Consider the following 15705-nt stretch of genomic DNA (forward strand, 5'->3'; position numbering starts at 1 on the left):
GAAAGATCTGGACTTAAAGTCAAAACCTGACAATCCCTCTGCCTATTCCAGGACTTTCTGTCATGTAATCTCAGGATTTTTTACTTGGCACAAGAAATGTAATAGAGGGAAAAAGAAATATAGAAACTAACCTAAAAAAACAATAAGATTATGTCAAAAGTGAACATCCAACCGCTTGCAGATAGAGTTCTAGTTGAACCAGCTGCAGCTGAAGAGAAAACAGCATCTGGACTTTATATTCCTGACACAGCCAAAGAAAAACCACAAAAAGGCACTGTTGTAGCTGTTGGAAACGGTAAAAAAGACGAACCTCTTACCGTAAAAGTAGGTGACACTGTACTATATGGTAAATATGCCGGTACTGAGTTATCTGTAGAAGGTGCTGACTATTTGATCATGAGAGAATCAGACATTTTTGCTATTCTCTAAATCTTCACTTTAAAAGTTTAATTAAACAAAACATTAAAAGTAAACTAAAATGGCAAAGGAATTATTTTTCGATACAGACGCAAGAGACAAATTAAAAAAAGGTGTTGATGCTCTTGCAGAAGCAGTTAAGGTAACATTAGGCCCAAAAGGTAGAAATGTAATTATCGACAAAAAATTTGGCGCTCCCACTATCACTAAAGATGGTGTTTCTGTAGCCAAAGAAATCGAATTGGAAGAGCCTATCGAAAACATGGGTGCTCAGTTGGTAAAAGAAGTAGCTTCTAAAACTGCTGACAATGCAGGTGACGGTACTACTACTGCAACTGTATTGACCCAGGCGATCTTTAACGTAGGGATCAAAAACGTAGCAGCAGGTGCTAACCCAATGGACCTTAAGAGAGGTATCGACAAGGCTGTTGCAGCTGTTGTTGCTGAATTGAAAGCTACTTCCAAAGAAATCTCTACTTCCAAAGAAATCGCTCAGGTAGGCACTATCTCTGCTAACAATGACGAGGAAATCGGTAACATGATTGCCGATGCCATGGACAAAGTGGGTAAAGATGGCGTTATCACAGTAGAAGAAGCTAAAGGCACTGAAACTGAAGTTAGAACTGTAGAAGGTATGCAGTTTGACAGAGGTTATCTTTCTCCATACTTCACGACCAACACTGAAAAAATGGAAGCTGAACTGGAGAACCCTTACATCTTGATCTATGACAAGAAGATCTCTTCAATGAAAGAATTGCTTCCTGTATTGGAACCAGTAGCTCAGTCAGGCAAGCCGCTTTTGATCATTGCTGAAGATGTTGATGGTGAAGCTCTAGCTACTTTGGTAGTAAACAAAATCAGAGGAGCCCTGAAAGTAGCAGCTGTTAAAGCTCCTGGTTTCGGCGACAGAAGAAAAGCTATGTTGGAAGACATCGCTATCCTAACTGGCGGTACAGTTATCTCTGAAGAAAGAGGTTACAAGCTTGAAAACGCTACGGTTGAGTACCTAGGTACTGCTGAAAAAGTAAATATCGATAAAGACAACACTACTATCGTTAATGGTGCTGGTGAAAAGTCTGCTATCGAAGCAAGAATTGCTGAGATCAAATCTCAAATTGAAAAAACCACTTCTGATTACGACAGAGAAAAGCTCCAAGAAAGATTGGCTAAACTTTCTGGCGGTGTAGCTATCCTTTATATTGGTGCTGCTACTGAAGTCGAAATGAAAGAGAAGAAAGACCGTGTTGATGATGCCCTTCACGCAACTAGAGCTGCCGTTCAGGAAGGTGTTGTTGTCGGTGGTGGTGTAGCGCTGATCAGAGCTTCCTCTGCCCTTGATGGTTTGAAAGGTGATAACGACGACCAAGACACTGGTATCAACATCATCAAACAAGCTATCGAATCACCTCTAAGATCAATCGTAGCTAATGCAGGAGCTGAAGGATCTGTTGTAATCAACAAGATCAAAGAAGGAACTGGTAACTTCGGCTATAATGCCCGTACTGACAAGTTTGAAGACTTGTTTGAGTCTGGTGTTATCGACCCTACTAAAGTAACCAGATTAGCTCTTGAAAATGCTGCTTCTATCGCTGCTTTGCTTTTGACTACCGAATGTGTAGTAGCAGATGTTAAGGAAGAAGCTCCAGCTGCTCCTCCAATGGGCGGTGGTGGAATGGGTGGTATGATGTAATCATCCTCCATACACTTGGATATAAAAGTTTTGAGGGGACTGATTTTCAGTCCCCTTTTTTTTTGCCTCACCTAAATTCAGCTAATACTAAAAAAGTACAAATCAGCTCCCCAATAATTTTTCAAAACTTAAAATATAATTGTATCTTACCTTGAATTGGCATAGTAAACCATGAAATTTTAAGGTGCGATTGATGTATTCATTTGATTCAATTGTTTTAATAGACGACGACCCTATCAATAATCTCATCAACAAAAGATTAATCGGTAAAACGAACCTAAGTTCTAATGTAGATGAGTTTCTTGAGGCAGAAATCGCGCTTGAAAAAATAATCAATCTTGGAAATCAAAAAAGATTGCTTATACTTCTTGATATCAACATGCCAGTGATGAACGGTTGGGATTTTTTGGACCAATATGTGGAAAAATGCCATGAAAGAAATGACATTATCTTAATGCTCTCCAGCTCCATTGACTTTCAGGATAGAAAAAAGTCACAAGAATATGCATGTGTAAAAGGATTTATTGAAAAACCCTTAACCAACGAGAAGCTTTTTGAAATTATCCCTGAACATGTAAAAGACAGGTAAAAACCTTCAATGAGAATTTTAATTACCCTTATCTATTCCTCATAAAATTCTATGGGCAAACCATCGGGATCAGAGAAGAAGACAAACCTTTTCCCGGTCCATTCATCGACCCTAATCTCCTCAGTTCGCACTCCCAGATCATTTAATACTTCAACGGCTTTCCCCAAATCCTCTACAGAAAATGCCAAATGGCGAAGTCCACATGCTTCAGGCCTGGAAAGTCTTTTTGGAGGGTCCGGAAAGGAAAAAAGCTCAATAATATACTCCCCATTCAAGGTCAAATCCAATTTATAGGAATTTCTTTCTTCCCTATAAACCTCCTGTATTACTTCCAAACCTAACACTTCAGTATAAAACCGTTTTGAACGGGAATAATCTGAACATATAACTGCAATATGATGAATTCCTTTTAGCATATTTAATTACCCTATATAAAATCCCACAACCAAATAGACGTTGTTTATCTATGTTAAAACATTATATAAGTTTCAACCAGCATCATTCACCCCAAATAAACCCTTGTATAGTTAGCAGTTTTAATTATTTAAATTTCAAAAATGGTATAATGCTTGCTATGATTAATAATTATTTCCATTTTAAATTCTCTCTGTTTACCACCCTATAAAATTCAGAAATAATGAGCATAAAACTTTTGACTCTATACTTCCTCGCTTTTTTTATTCCTAGCCAGATTGTTTGTGCACAAAACTTTTATATCCAAAAAACTCCAAGAAAATATTCCGCTCACTTAGGCATTGGCCCAGCATCCATTTATGCGGATAATGGCGGTCCTTATAGAAATTTTGAATTCCCAATCTCACCTTCTTTTAACTTAGGGATAGCTTCCAAGTTGTCAAAAAGGACCAATTTAAGAGCGACATTTGGCTATCAGCCAGTCTCAAGTAATTTAAACAAAATCCCTGATCTAGCATTAAGATGGGGTGAAGAGGGCCAAGCCTATGCATTCACAGGAAACGCCTATACTTTAGACCTAATGCCCGAGTTTTACCTTTCAGTTTTTGATTCCCATATGGAAAGACCAAAATACAACCTGTACGGAGGCCTTGGTTTAGGCGTAATCATGATATCTAGAGAACAGGCTATAGCGGTCCCTGAAGAAGTGCAAGTTCAAAAAGCCACCTCTACATCTGTTTATATTCCCATCAGAATTGGAGGAACTGTAGGAATAAACCCCCACTGGGATCTTGGATTTGAAGGGACACTCATAGCAACTTTTTCTGATTATCTTGATGGAAACGAAGGGTCAAACACGACCAATGACATGTTAGTTCAAGCACAGTTTTTTGCCAAAAGATATCTATCTCCCTTCCCCTTCTGGAAAAAAAGACCTAATTAAGTTCCTATTCAAACGGCTACTCTACCAATCTTTTTAAATAAACACCATAGCCACTTTTACCCAACGTAGTTGCTAATTTCAACAGTTGCTCTTTATTAATAAAGCCCTTTCTAAAAGCTACTTCCTCGACACAACCTATCTTAAGCCCCTGTCTTTCCTCAATCACCTCCACAAACTGGGCTGCCTGTAACAAAGACTGATGCGTACCAGTATCCAACCAAGCCGTCCCACGACTTAATATCCCTACACTTAGTTGCTCTTCTTTTAAATAAACATTATTAACATCGGTAATCTCCAACTCTCCACGAGAACTGGGCTTAATCTTTTTTGCGATTTCCACCACCCTATTATCATAAAAATAAAGACCTGGAACAGCATAATTAGACTTGGGCTTTTCAGGTTTTTCTTCAATACTGATCGCCTTTTGCTCCCCATCAAATTGCACCACACCATAACGTTGAGGATCGTTCACATGATAAGCAAAAACTACCCCTCCTTCTGGGTTAGTATGTTTCATTAAAGTTTCCTGTAATCCTGATCCATAAAATATATTATCTCCCAATATGAGGGCTACCTTGTCATCGCCAATGAATTCTTCCCCTATCACAAAAGCCTGAGCAAGCCCCTCTGGTTTAGGCTGTATGGCAAATGAAAATTTACACCCAAGATGAGAACCATCCCCTAACAGTTTTTGAAAGGCGTCAGAATCTTCAGGAGTCGTGATAATCAATATCTCGTTTATTCCGGCCATCATCAAGACAGACAAAGGATAATAAATCATCGGCTTGTCATATACTGGCATTAATTGCTTGCTAACAGCAATCGTCAATGGGTAAAGACGTGTTCCGGATCCACCGGCAAGAATAATCCCTTTCATATCAAAAATATTTCTTCGAAGTGCTAAGATAAGGCTTGTTTACCAAATATTAAATTTGGGCAGATATTATCAAACAGTAGACCAACTTACAGTAATAACAAAAAAAGCCCGAAGGGAATCCTTCCCCCCAGGCTTTGACCCTAATAAATATTTTAATTAGTTCTCAAATTCAAACACCAAAGCTTCTTTCTGCTTTATTCTACTCTTTACTGAATTTGATATCTTCACTTGCAATTCATCTTGAACTTTTTTGACACTTAGTCTTTTACCGCCATCCAGTAAGGTCACTCTATTTCCTTTAACAGGCTGATCGGAAGACCATGTAATCAAATCAGGAATTTCTTCTCCTTCTCCGATCAACTTAATAGCATATCTTTTTCCTGTATCCTCATTTTGGGTAAAATAAACATCCCCATCCTGATAGAAGTCTACAGTTCTAGTTCCATAAATAGCTTTACCGTTTACATCAAGCCAAGCACCTATCCCTTTCAATCTCTTCACATCCTCATCAGGAATCAAACCTTGCGGGGTGGGACCAACACCTAATAATAGACTTCCTCCCTTAGCTACAACTTCTACCAAAGTATGAACAACCTTGGTTACCGATTTGTATTTTTGGTTAGGGACATATCCCCACGCATGGCCTAAGGTCATACAGGACTCCCAAGGATTATCAATCTTCTTTTCTGGAACACTTTGCTCAGGTGTCTGATAGTTTTCATAAGGACCATGAACCGTCCTGTCCACCATAATCAAACCTGGCTGAGCCTCCCTTGCCATATCGGCAATTTTTAGCATATCAATATCCTGGCTCCATTCTGGGATCCTTGCTCCCCAAGACCTAACTTCATCATTTACAGTCTCTAATGGCCTAACCCATCCTCCATCTAACCAAAGAATATCTATATCTCCATAACCATGCATCAATTCACTGATTTGATTAAAGGTAAATTCCTTGAACTTATTCCATCTCCAAGGATTTTTTCTGATATCGTAATTATTATTTCGGTCAGCCGTAGCATACTTTGACCACCAATAATACTGGGAATGCCAATCAGGCTTGGAAAAATAAGCCCCAATCATGAAATCCTTTTTCCTGAACGCTTCAAACACATATTTAGCCACATCAGCCTTGGGATTATCTTTAAAAGGCCCATTGGAGATCTTATAATCTGTTTGTTTAGTATCAAACATATTGAAGCCATCGTGGTGCTTAGTAGTAAAAACCAAGTATTTCATACCAGCGGCATCCGCAGCTTCTGCCCATTGATCTGGATCAAAATCAACTGGATTAAATTCATCCTTTAATCCCCAATACCAATCCTTAAAACCAGCATAAGTTTGTGTACTATCTCTATTGATCCAGTCTTCTGAACATAATGCCCATGATTCAATCATTCCAGGAACAGCATATATCCCCCAATGAATGATCATTCCGAATTTCAAATCCTGCCACTCATCGAGTTTCTGTATCACCAATGGGTCCTGAGGAGCCTCATATACTGAAGATTGATGATGTAAATTATCTACCTGAGCCATCGTAGGATGTCCAAGCAGACAAATCACAACAAACAAAAACAACACAGCAGATTTCATTCTCATGGCACTCATTTCTAAACTAATTCAGGGTAAATTATTACAGAAAATAAAGCTACAACTTTTATTTAATAATTAAAATTTTTATGAAAGATTTATTAAATACACAAACATTTATCAAAAAATAAAAAAGGCATATCAAAACAGCAAAAACCATAAGTTCTATTTAATAAATTGAATAAGAAATCCTTATATTAATAAGGAAGGACTAAACCCTAATATTACCCTCTTTTTCAAAATCCCAATTTTAAAATTGATAAAAACCGCATTCTTTAAAATCAAGACATTTTAAAAATTAACAACACCACCAATCTTGCCTATGAGACCATATATTCTTGCAGAATCTAACTGGAAAGATTTAAAAAATGCCATGATAGATTTGGCTATACTTCCATGGGGGGCCACTGAAGCCCACAATTACCACCTCCCTTATGGTACTGATATTTATGAAGCTAATGCCATCGCTGAAGAGGCTGGAAGAATTGCACATGGAAAAGGTGCTAGGATCATGATTTTACCAACCATCCCCTTTGGTGTGAACACAGGCCAAGCGGATATTTTTCTAGATATGAACTTAAATCCAAGTACCCAACTGGCCATTATAACGGACATTGCTGAAGTACTCCACCGTCAAAAGGTTAGAAAACTTTTAATCCTTAATAGTCATGGAGGCAATGACTTTAAAACTATCCTTAGAGAAATTGGCCTTAAATATCCCGACATGTTTTTTTCCAGCTGCAATTGGTTCAAAGCATTGGATAAGTCAAAATACTTTGAACATGAAGGCGATCATGCAGATGAAATGGAAACAAGCTTAATCATGCACTTACATCCCAAATTGGTACGCCCACTTGAAGAAGCAGGCCTTGGGGAAGAAAGAAAATCACTGGTCAAAGGAATCCGTGAAGGATGGGCCTGGTCAGAGAGAAAATGGAGTCGGGTAACCAAGGACACTGGGATAGGCAACCCGAAGCTTTCCTCAAAGGAAAAAGGCAAAAAATATTTTAAGGATGTCACCCAAAAGGTCGCACAACTATTTATAGAACTGGCTGAGCTCAACCAGTATGATCCCTATGAATAAAAAAAGCCGGGAAAAACCCGGCTTTAAAATTATCTATTCAGATATCATCTTATTTCAAGAACAACATCTCTCTGTATTTAGCCAATGGCCAGTACTCATCATCAACAAATAATTCAAGCTTATCAGCAGAATATCTGATTTTGTCGAAGTAAGCATCTTTAACCTCTGTGCTATAACCTTTCGCTCTCTTGGCGATATCATCTTCCTTGTTCAACTGTCTTCTAGCATCAATCATACCTAGAACATTGTCTTTCAAAGAAGAGATATGTTTGCTGATCTCACTGATTGTCTCAACAACAGCTTTGGCATCTAAACCAAGACCTTTAAGACCGTTAGCGTTTTCGATCAGCTTGTTTTGGTACTGAATAGCAGTTGGAATGATATGGTTCAACGCCAAGTCACCCATAACACGAGATTCAATTTGAACCTTCATGATATAGTTCTCCAATCTGATCTCATGTCTTGCATGAAGTTCAGTTTCATTCAATACACTATGTCTTTCGTAAAGATCAGCAGTTTCTTTTCTCAAAAGAACGTCCAAGGCGAATGGAGTGCTCTTCAAGTTAGAAAGACCTCTTTTCTCAGCTTCTTTCTCCCACTCTTCAGAGTAACCGTCTCCTTCGAAACGTACTTTCTTACTGTCTTTGATGTATTGTCTCAATACATTAACGATAGCAATTTTCTTCTCATTACCCTTATCGATTTCTGCCTGAATGTCTTTAGCCATCTGACGAAGAGTATCCGCTACGATCACGTTAAGAGCAGTCATTGGACCTGCTACGTTTGAAGAAGAACCTACAGCTCTGAATTCAAACTTGTTACCAGTGAAGGCAAATGGAGAAGTCCTGTTTCTATCAGTGTTGTCCAATATGATTTCAGGAATCTTGTTGATACCTAACTTCATATACATGTTATCACCTTTTTCGATCTTGATATTACCGTTTTTCTCAAGTTCGTCCAATACTTCTGTCAAGGTAGAACCCAAGAATACAGAAATAATCGCTGGAGGAGCTTCGTTAGCACCAAGTCTAAAGTCGTTACCTGCAGAAGCAATACTAGCTCTCAATAGATCCGCGTGATCATAAACAGACTTGATAGTAGCTATCAAGAAAGTCAAAAACTGAAGATTCTCTCTAGCTGAGTTGCTTGGCTGGAACAAGTTCACACCAGAATCGGTAATCAAAGACCAGTTGTTATGCTTACCACTACCGTTAAGACCGGCAAATGGCTTCTCGTGGAACAAAACTTTCAAGTCATGCTGATCAGCAACCTTGTCCATCATGTCCATCAATAACTGGTTATGGTCAGTAGCCTTATTGATTTCTTCAAATACTGGAGCTACCTCAAACTGACCTGGAGCCACTTCATTGTGACGAGTAGAAACAGGGATGCCCAATTTCCAAGCCTCGATTTCGAAGTGCTTCATGAAAGCTTTCACTCTACTTGGGATAGAACCAAAGTAGTGATCATCCAATTGCTGACCTCTGGCTGGGTTGTGCCCGAATACAGTTCTTCCAGACATCACCAAGTCAGGTCTTGCAGCGTAAAGTGCCTTATCAATAACAAAGTACTCTTGCTCAACACCCAAAGAAGGAGTTACCTTCTTCACATTTCTATCAAACAATTGGCAGATTTGAGCAGCAGCAGAACTAACAGCATCAACAGACTTCAATAAAGGAGTCTTATAATCAAGCGCTTCACCTGTGTAAGAAACAAAAATCGTTGGAATGCAAAGGGTATTCTCGAAAATGAACATTGGAGAACTTGGATCCCAAGCAGTATAACCTCTGGCTTCAAATGTAGTTCTGATACCACCATTTGGGAAAGAAGAGGCATCTGGCTCTTGTTGAACCAAGGCAGATCCTTTGAATTTTTCAATTCCACCATGTGGATCAAAGAAAGTGTCATGCTTCTCAGCAGTAGAACCGGTCAAAGGCTGGAACCAGTGAGTGTAATGTGTTACACCTTTGGATAAAGCCCAAGCTTTAACAGCAGTAGCTACTTCTTCTGCACTTGAGGAATCAATTTTAGAACCTTTTTCAATTGCTTCACTAACCTTTTTGTATACGGTTGGAGCTAATGATTCTTTCATTTCGGCCAAACCGAAAACCTCAGAACCATAATAATCAGAAATTTTGGTTGACGGGGCTTCAAAAGACACTCGCTCTCTTGACTGCACCATCATTAATGATTTTTGTCGTAAAGTCGCCATGTTTTAATAATGTGGTTTAAAAACAGTAGCGAAGATACGCAAAAATCTGAAATAAAAAGAAAAATCGTATTTTTTTGAGCCAATCCTTATAAAAACCGCATTAATTCACAAAAATAAGCCCCAATTTGACACGAAACACATGATTTTAGCGAAAAATCCTCAGAATGAACCGAAAATTGCAATCTGAAATAATATACTTAAATTTGCATCTCATTGAAAATACACAAGGTTAGGTTTGAAAAAGGTAGCATTTTATACGTTAGGCTGTAAGCTGAATTATTCAGAAACCTCCACTATTAGTCGCCAATTTGAGGAAAAAGGCTATAAAAAAGTGGGATTTGAGGATAATCCTGACATCTTTATTATTAACACATGTTCGGTAACGGAAAATGCCGACAAAAAATGTAAAAAGATTGTCAAGGAGGCAAAAAAGATATCCCCTAACTCCTATGTAACCATAATTGGCTGTTATGCCCAATTAAAACCTAAGGAAATTTCAGAAATAAAAGGAGTAGATGCCGTTTTAGGCGCTGCCGAGAAATTCAGACTTATTGAATTACTGGATGGCTTTGCCAAAGAACAAGAGACAAAAGTATTGGCTTCTGAAATTCAGGAAGCCACCACTTTTAACAACGCCTATTCCATGCATGACCGTACCAGAACCTTCTTAAAGGTACAGGACGGCTGTAATTACGGTTGCGCTTTCTGTACTATTCCCTTGGCAAGAGGAAAAAGCCGAAGTGATGCCATTGAAAATATTTTAGTATCTGCCCGTGAAATAGCTGAGACAGATGTTAAAGAAGTAGTACTAACAGGAGTAAATATTGGTGACTTTGGCATACAGGATGGCAAGAGAAAAGAAAAATTCGCTGACCTTGTGACTGCTTTGGACGAAATAGAAGGAATAGATCGATTCAGGATTTCATCCATCGAGCCCAACTTGCTTACCAATGAAATCATTGATTTTGCCTCAAGGTCCAAAAGGTTTGTTCCACACTTTCATATCCCATTGCAATCTGGCAGCAACACCATTTTGAGGAAAATGGGCAGAAGATATTTGAGGGAGCTATATGTGGACAGGGTTACCAAAATCAAATCCCTTATGCCCCACTGCTGTATAGGGGTGGATGTTATCGTTGGATTCCCTGGGGAAACAGACGAGCTCTTCTTGGAAACCTACAATTTCCTAAATGAATTGCCTGTAAGTTACCTACACGTATTCACTTACTCGGAAAGAGCCAATACCAGAGCTACTGAAATGGAGGAGGTAGTCCCAATGAAGAAAAGGCATGAACGTAGTAAAATGCTCAGAATTCTTTCAGAAAAGAAAAAGCGAAAATTCTACGAAGAAAACCTTGGGCAAACATTTGATGTCTTATTTGAAGAAGATATTGAAGATGGCAAAATGCATGGTTTTACAGAAAACTACATCAGGGTCTCTGCTAAATATGACCCCTTACTTATAAATGAAATTAAAAAGGTCACCTTGGATGAAATAAATGAAAAAGGCACTGTAGAGGTGTTAGAACCTGAAACAATTTACGAAAAACACTAATTGAAGAAAGCACGCTAATTTAAGGGTGCTTTTTTATTGAACCACCATAGCTTTAGCAAACAAAAGTTTTGATTTTATTGTTAACTAAAAATAGAATTGTTTAAAAACTTCAGCTATGAAAACTATTCTCGAACCCACTGGAAGGATTACCAGAAGAAAGTATCTACTGCTTTTTATTGTATTCTATTTCATCAATTTACTTTGTCTGATGATCATGTATGAATCTATTCGACAACACAATTGGCTGACTCTTGTAATCTTTGGCATACTTCTCATTACGACCATAGTTTTATTACTGGTGCAAGCCATCAAAAGATTCCATGATATTGGCATGGATTGGAAGTACACACTATACTTGTTGATTCCGCCTCCAATTAACCTCATTGGCTTTATCTTTCTAGCGGTCAAACAGGGACAAAAAGGTAAAAATCAATATGGGCCTGATCCTAGAAAAACAGATATTGTCTGAATGAAATCACTCGTATCTTAAAGCTTCTATAGGATCTAATCTGCTTGCCTTAACTGCAGGAATAACGCCTGAGAGCAAACCAACCAAAACACAGACAATAAAGGCCAAAATCATCCAAAGCCAAGGAACCAAAAAACCACCTGGACCAACCAGGCTTGCCACAATATTGCCTATTCCCATACCCAAAAGAACACCAAAGACTCCTCCAATCACACAAATCACCACTGCCTCTATCAAAAACTGGATCCTTATTCTCCTCGGAGTAGCCCCCAAGGCTTTTCGAATACCGATTTCTCTAGTTCTTTCGGTAACCGACACCAACATGATGTTCATCAGTCCAACAGATGCTCCCAACAGGGTAATGAAACCAATACTAAATCCTCCTATCCTCAAATAACCAGCAACTTCCTCCAAACTTTCCCCAACATTATTGGACTTAACCACTTCAAACGAATCTTCTTGCCCTATTCTATCCTCTCTTACCTTCCTCATAATTCCTATTGCCTGTCCCATTTCAAAATCCATCTTGGTGGGATCTGCTGCTGTTGCTGTTATAGTATATCTAAAAGTGCCATTTTGGTCTAGCCTGGACGCATTCTCCACGGGAATAAAAATATTTCTGTCTGCTCCTGAATCACCTCCAACAGCCCCTTGTTCTTCCAACAAACCCACTATAGTATACCGATTACCAAAAAAAGAGACATAAGCACCTATTACCTGCTCGCCATCATCAAATAATGTCTCAGCAATTTCACTACCTATTATACAGACATTGTTACCATAGCGAATCTCTACATTACTAAAGTTCCGTCCTTCATCCAAATCATTCCCCTTGATCAAAAGATAATTCTCATCCACACCTGTAATTCTTGTATTTGGATTAGTGGTGACGGAACCTCTTTTCACTTCTGAGGCACCTGAAACGGTTATATAAACAGTAGATAGCCCGTTACGGCCATATTCTTCCTTGAAATACAATGCCTCCCGATAACTTACAGGCGGATAGTTTTTTTCTGTAACGCCCTCTTTGGTTACCCTTTGACCAGATTCCCTCTTTGTTCTTACATCAAAATTATTTGCTCCCAACCCCGCGAAACTCTCTTCAATCTGAGCCTTCATCCCATCAATTGCCGTAAGCATACCTACCAGAGAAGTAATTCCAATGGCGATTATCAAACCAGTCAAAATGGTCCTAAGCCAATTTGATTTAATTGACCGCATCGCTTCTTTAATATTCTCCAGCAATTCCATATTTAAAATTTCCTTTATGAGGATAAAAATCGGGCTTATATTAGGAATAAAAACCTCCCAATACCAATATTTCTTTTAAAAAAGAGCAAATGGTCTCAACAATCTCTAATGCATTCTATCAGACCTGACTTCTAATCCCTTCAAAACCTCTGCCTCAAAATCCAACCACTCTTTCCAACGCTTATCCACTAATTCAGGGTCCTGGTATCTTCTTGCCAATTCCAAAAAATTAACATAATGACCAGCCTCAGAAATCATCAATTCATAATAAAAATGCTGTAATTCCTCATCTGCTATATTTTTCCAAAGCAATTTAAACCGTTCACAACTCCTTGCCTCGATCAAGGCGTTCATCAGCAAGTGCTCCGTCAACTGAGAAATTCTTGACCCTCCTTTCCTTACAAACTGGTTCAGTTTGATCACATACTCATCTTTTCTAGGAAAACCAAAATGAAATCCACGCTTTCTGATTTGCTCCATCACCCTTTCAAAATGAGCCCACTCCTCTGCCACCACGGGTGTAAGCACATCCACCAACTCTTCCAAATCTGGAAATCGAAGAATAAGAGAAATACAAGATGAGGCTGCTTTTTGCTCACAATATGCATGATCTACCAATATATCCTCCAAATTCATGGAGGCTATATCTACCCACCGTGGATCAGTAGGCAATTGCAAATTCAACATTTTGTTTTTAGTACTTTCTTCCCAACCCATAACATTTAATCAAAGAAATACCAGCTTATACCTAAGTCAAGAGCTCCTTTTAACCCTGTAAAATCAGGCGTCACAAAATACCCCGGTTCATTCAATAAATTACTGTTGATATGATTGTACCTCAACAACACTCTAGTACGGTTTATTCTCAAATTCACAAAAGCATCCACTACCGGGTAGGCTTCAATAAGGAAATCATCTTGTAAATAATATTGCTGCGTGGCTGGCATATAAGCCTCAGCATAATAATCGCTTTTATAACGGCCTTCCAATCCAAATTGGATAAAAAGATGCTCATCAAACATTGGCCCATCAAAGAACAACCTTGTCCTCGCATACCACTCTGGAATCCTAAATTTATCAGATGCATCTCCGGAAATCGAAGTATAAATCACCTCACTTTGCCATACCAGTCTTTTCCAAAAACGAAAACTAGTTTCTATTCCTGGAATCACCATGTATGCTTCACCATCTATCTGCTCAGCCTCCTGATTTTGATTGAAATAAACATATTTATTGACACGGTTCAATGTCAAGCTTGGATGAATGGAAACCTTGGCAAAATCCGCCTTGATCTCACCCTTTATCTGATCCACTCCAGTATTGGAAAAATCATTGGTCCACTGATAATGATTCCCTCGGTACATCTGCTGCATGGCAGTAGGCTTATAAGAGGCTTTGGTATAGGTGACGTCCAAATAAGGTGAAATAAAATACCCTCTTAATCGAAAACCATCGGGCACCAAATACTCCCCTTCTGCTTCAAAAGACCATTGATCATTAATCTCACCCCTTAAAGCTCCTCCAATATAGAATTCATTGAAATTATTGTCACTTTCAAAATTGGGACTGCTCATTGAACCCGTCCTGAATTTAACATAGGCATTATAATATACAGGACCAAAATCTCCCTTAAACCCCGCTTCATTATTAAACTCAACAAATCGATGATAATTCTGGGTAGTATCTTGATTTATAAAACGATTTTGATTGAACTGGTTGAAAAAGGATGAATCGCTAGTAGTCAGGTCAGACACAAAAGAAACGCCCTGTTTTCTCCAATCGGAAACTTGGTAAATTTGCCATCCCTTCAAAATCTCAAACTGCTGATAAAGGTGATAATCCTGCCTTAAATCCACGGCCTTACTATTACTTAGCCAAACCTTGGAATCTTCATAGGTAAAATACAATGATGTACTATCTACCTCTGGAGGAATAATCCCTCCTTGCTCATAAACAGCATGGTGCATCCTTGAAAAATTGGCCAAAAGCATATATTTCCCATTATCCGACTGATAATTGGTATGAATGGAATACCCTGTCTGTTCAGCCATATTATCATCCCTAGCATTAGGATTCAGGGTTTTTCTTGCTCTAATGGTATTGAAATTAAATCCAACATTCCAAGTAGGCGTGATATTCCTGGCAAACTCAACATTTAACATATTCCGATTACCTCCACCATAAAAAGCTTCCAACTTGGTATACGGCGACTTGGTATCAAAATACTTCAATTTATCCGGAGACCTATAATACAGATCATAGACATCAAAACCCGATCTGGTTCCAATTTTTCCAGGCAAATCATAATAAACAGGCTTAGCGGCACTTCCCAGATTCCCAAGATCCTGGTACTTATACCCGCTCTTAAAAACAGGTTCGAAATTATGGAAATTAGTCAAACTGGTATCCAATGGCGTTTTTTCCATTTTGTTAAAACGGACATTTTCCTCTAGAAAATACAAGGATGTTTTGGGCCCATACACCATTTTGGTAGAGTCATCAATCAGCCCACCTCTTTTTTGTTGCTGCTCCTGCTGCTCCTCCCCGGCGCCCGTAGGCCTTTGCCCCCTGTTGGTTTGTCCAAAGGCTGTCATGCTAAGCATTAACATGA

Annotated in this window: 14 protein-coding genes; 7 read left to right on the forward strand and 7 right to left on the reverse strand. The window is 38.7% G+C overall.

The features are described 5' to 3' along the window. The first annotated feature begins 150 nt into the window (after window positions 1-150). From KMW37_RS02035 to KMW37_RS02045, 3 genes are all read left to right on the forward strand, one after another. The gene (locus KMW37_RS02035) at window positions 151-429 is read left to right on the forward strand and encodes a co-chaperone GroES (RefSeq protein WP_186756343.1); all 279 of its coding nucleotides are present in this window, start codon (window positions 151-153) and stop codon (window positions 427-429) included. A 49-nt stretch (window positions 430-478) separates the two neighbouring features. Further along, entirely contained in the window at window positions 479-2107 is a 1629-nt protein-coding gene (gene groL, locus KMW37_RS02040) for a chaperonin GroEL (protein WP_215222927.1), read from the forward strand. A gap of 193 nt (window positions 2108-2300) precedes the next feature. Beyond that, window positions 2301-2696: a response regulator gene (locus KMW37_RS02045; RefSeq protein ID WP_215222928.1), complete on the forward strand. Its 396-nt coding sequence runs from the start codon at window positions 2301-2303 to the stop codon at window positions 2694-2696. A 32-nt stretch (window positions 2697-2728) separates the two neighbouring features. On the opposite strand, the gene gloA2 is transcribed toward KMW37_RS02045, so the two are convergent. Continuing rightward, window positions 2729-3112: an SMU1112c/YaeR family gloxylase I-like metalloprotein gene (gloA2, locus tag KMW37_RS02050; RefSeq protein WP_215222929.1), complete on the reverse strand. Its 384-nt coding sequence runs from the start codon at window positions 3110-3112 to the stop codon at window positions 2729-2731. 221 nt (window positions 3113-3333) lie between these two features. Here gloA2 and KMW37_RS02055 point away from each other — a divergent pair, with 221 nt between their 5' ends. Continuing rightward, window positions 3334-4053: a DUF6089 family protein gene (locus KMW37_RS02055; protein ID WP_215222930.1), complete on the forward strand. Its 720-nt coding sequence runs from the start codon at window positions 3334-3336 to the stop codon at window positions 4051-4053. Between the two features lie 16 nt (window positions 4054-4069). Here the strand turns inward: KMW37_RS02055 and rfbA are convergent, their stop codons facing one another. Both rfbA and KMW37_RS02065 read right to left on the reverse strand, forming a co-directional pair. Next, the gene (gene rfbA, locus KMW37_RS02060; RefSeq protein WP_215222931.1) at window positions 4070-4930 is read right to left on the reverse strand and encodes a glucose-1-phosphate thymidylyltransferase RfbA; all 861 of its coding nucleotides are present in this window, start codon (window positions 4928-4930) and stop codon (window positions 4070-4072) included. A gap of 156 nt (window positions 4931-5086) precedes the next feature. Further along, window positions 5087-6532: an alpha-L-fucosidase gene (locus KMW37_RS02065; protein WP_317195544.1), complete on the reverse strand. Its 1446-nt coding sequence runs from the start codon at window positions 6530-6532 to the stop codon at window positions 5087-5089. Window positions 6533-6845: 313 nt separating this feature from the next. Between KMW37_RS02065 and KMW37_RS02070 the strand changes: the two genes are divergently transcribed. Then, window positions 6846-7607: a creatininase family protein gene (locus KMW37_RS02070; protein WP_215222932.1), complete on the forward strand. Its 762-nt coding sequence runs from the start codon at window positions 6846-6848 to the stop codon at window positions 7605-7607. A 49-nt stretch (window positions 7608-7656) separates the two neighbouring features. On the opposite strand, the gene KMW37_RS02075 is transcribed toward KMW37_RS02070, so the two are convergent. After that, a complete protein-coding gene (locus tag KMW37_RS02075) occupies window positions 7657-9819 on the reverse strand; it encodes a glutamine synthetase III family protein (protein WP_215222933.1) in 2163 nt (720 codons plus the stop codon). Between the two features lie 235 nt (window positions 9820-10054). Here KMW37_RS02075 and mtaB point away from each other — a divergent pair, with 235 nt between their 5' ends. After that, entirely contained in the window at window positions 10055-11374 is a 1320-nt protein-coding gene (gene mtaB, locus KMW37_RS02080; protein ID WP_215222934.1) for a tRNA (N(6)-L-threonylcarbamoyladenosine(37)-C(2))-methylthiotransferase MtaB, read from the forward strand. A gap of 115 nt (window positions 11375-11489) precedes the next feature. Then, a complete protein-coding gene (locus KMW37_RS02085) occupies window positions 11490-11843 on the forward strand; it encodes a DUF805 domain-containing protein (protein WP_215222935.1) in 354 nt (117 codons plus the stop codon). Window positions 11844-11849: 6 nt separating this feature from the next. Here the strand turns inward: KMW37_RS02085 and KMW37_RS02090 are convergent, their stop codons facing one another. The 3 genes from KMW37_RS02090 to KMW37_RS02100 all read right to left on the reverse strand — a co-directional run bounded on the left by KMW37_RS02090 (window position 11850) and on the right by KMW37_RS02100 (window position 15688). After that, window positions 11850-13094, reverse strand: a complete 1245-nt coding sequence (locus tag KMW37_RS02090; protein ID WP_215222936.1) for an ABC transporter permease — start codon at window positions 13092-13094, stop codon at window positions 11850-11852. Between the two features lie 105 nt (window positions 13095-13199). Continuing rightward, the gene (miaE, locus tag KMW37_RS02095; RefSeq protein ID WP_215222937.1) at window positions 13200-13811 is read right to left on the reverse strand and encodes a tRNA-(ms[2]io[6]A)-hydroxylase; all 612 of its coding nucleotides are present in this window, start codon (window positions 13809-13811) and stop codon (window positions 13200-13202) included. A 5-nt stretch (window positions 13812-13816) separates the two neighbouring features. After that, window positions 13817-15688, reverse strand: a complete 1872-nt coding sequence (locus KMW37_RS02100) for a putative porin (protein WP_246581288.1) — start codon at window positions 15686-15688, stop codon at window positions 13817-13819. Between the last annotated feature and the right edge of the window lie 17 nt (window positions 15689-15705).

The sequence above is a fragment of the Echinicola shivajiensis genome, assembly GCF_018642165.1.
GTDB lineage: Bacteria > Bacteroidota > Bacteroidia > Cytophagales > Cyclobacteriaceae > Echinicola > Echinicola shivajiensis.

Bases quoted from the DNA above. Each gene is read 5' to 3' on its own strand.
- KMW37_RS02035 (WP_186756343.1), top strand. From the start codon at position 151: ATGTCAAAAGTGAACATCCAACCGCTTGCAGATAGAGTTCTAGTTGAA.
- groL (WP_215222927.1), top strand. From the start codon at position 479: ATGGCAAAGGAATTATTTTTCGATACAGACGCAAGAGACAAATTAAAA.
- KMW37_RS02045 (WP_215222928.1), top strand. From the start codon at position 2,301: ATGTATTCATTTGATTCAATTGTTTTAATAGACGACGACCCTATCAAT.
- gloA2 (WP_215222929.1), bottom strand. From the start codon at position 3,112: ATGCTAAAAGGAATTCATCATATTGCAGTTATATGTTCAGATTATTCC.
- KMW37_RS02055 (WP_215222930.1), top strand. From the start codon at position 3,334: ATGAGCATAAAACTTTTGACTCTATACTTCCTCGCTTTTTTTATTCCT.
- rfbA (WP_215222931.1), bottom strand. From the start codon at position 4,930: ATGAAAGGGATTATTCTTGCCGGTGGATCCGGAACACGTCTTTACCCA.
- KMW37_RS02065 (WP_317195544.1), bottom strand. From the start codon at position 6,532: ATGAGAATGAAATCTGCTGTGTTGTTTTTGTTTGTTGTGATTTGTCTG.
- KMW37_RS02070 (WP_215222932.1), top strand. From the start codon at position 6,846: ATGAGACCATATATTCTTGCAGAATCTAACTGGAAAGATTTAAAAAAT.
- KMW37_RS02075 (WP_215222933.1), bottom strand. From the start codon at position 9,819: ATGGCGACTTTACGACAAAAATCATTAATGATGGTGCAGTCAAGAGAG.
- KMW37_RS02085 (WP_215222935.1), top strand. From the start codon at position 11,490: ATGAAAACTATTCTCGAACCCACTGGAAGGATTACCAGAAGAAAGTAT.
- KMW37_RS02090 (WP_215222936.1), bottom strand. From the start codon at position 13,094: ATGGAATTGCTGGAGAATATTAAAGAAGCGATGCGGTCAATTAAATCA.
- miaE (WP_215222937.1), bottom strand. From the start codon at position 13,811: ATGGGTTGGGAAGAAAGTACTAAAAACAAAATGTTGAATTTGCAATTG.
- KMW37_RS02100 (WP_246581288.1), bottom strand. From the start codon at position 15,688: ATGACAGCCTTTGGACAAACCAACAGGGGGCAAAGGCCTACGGGCGCC.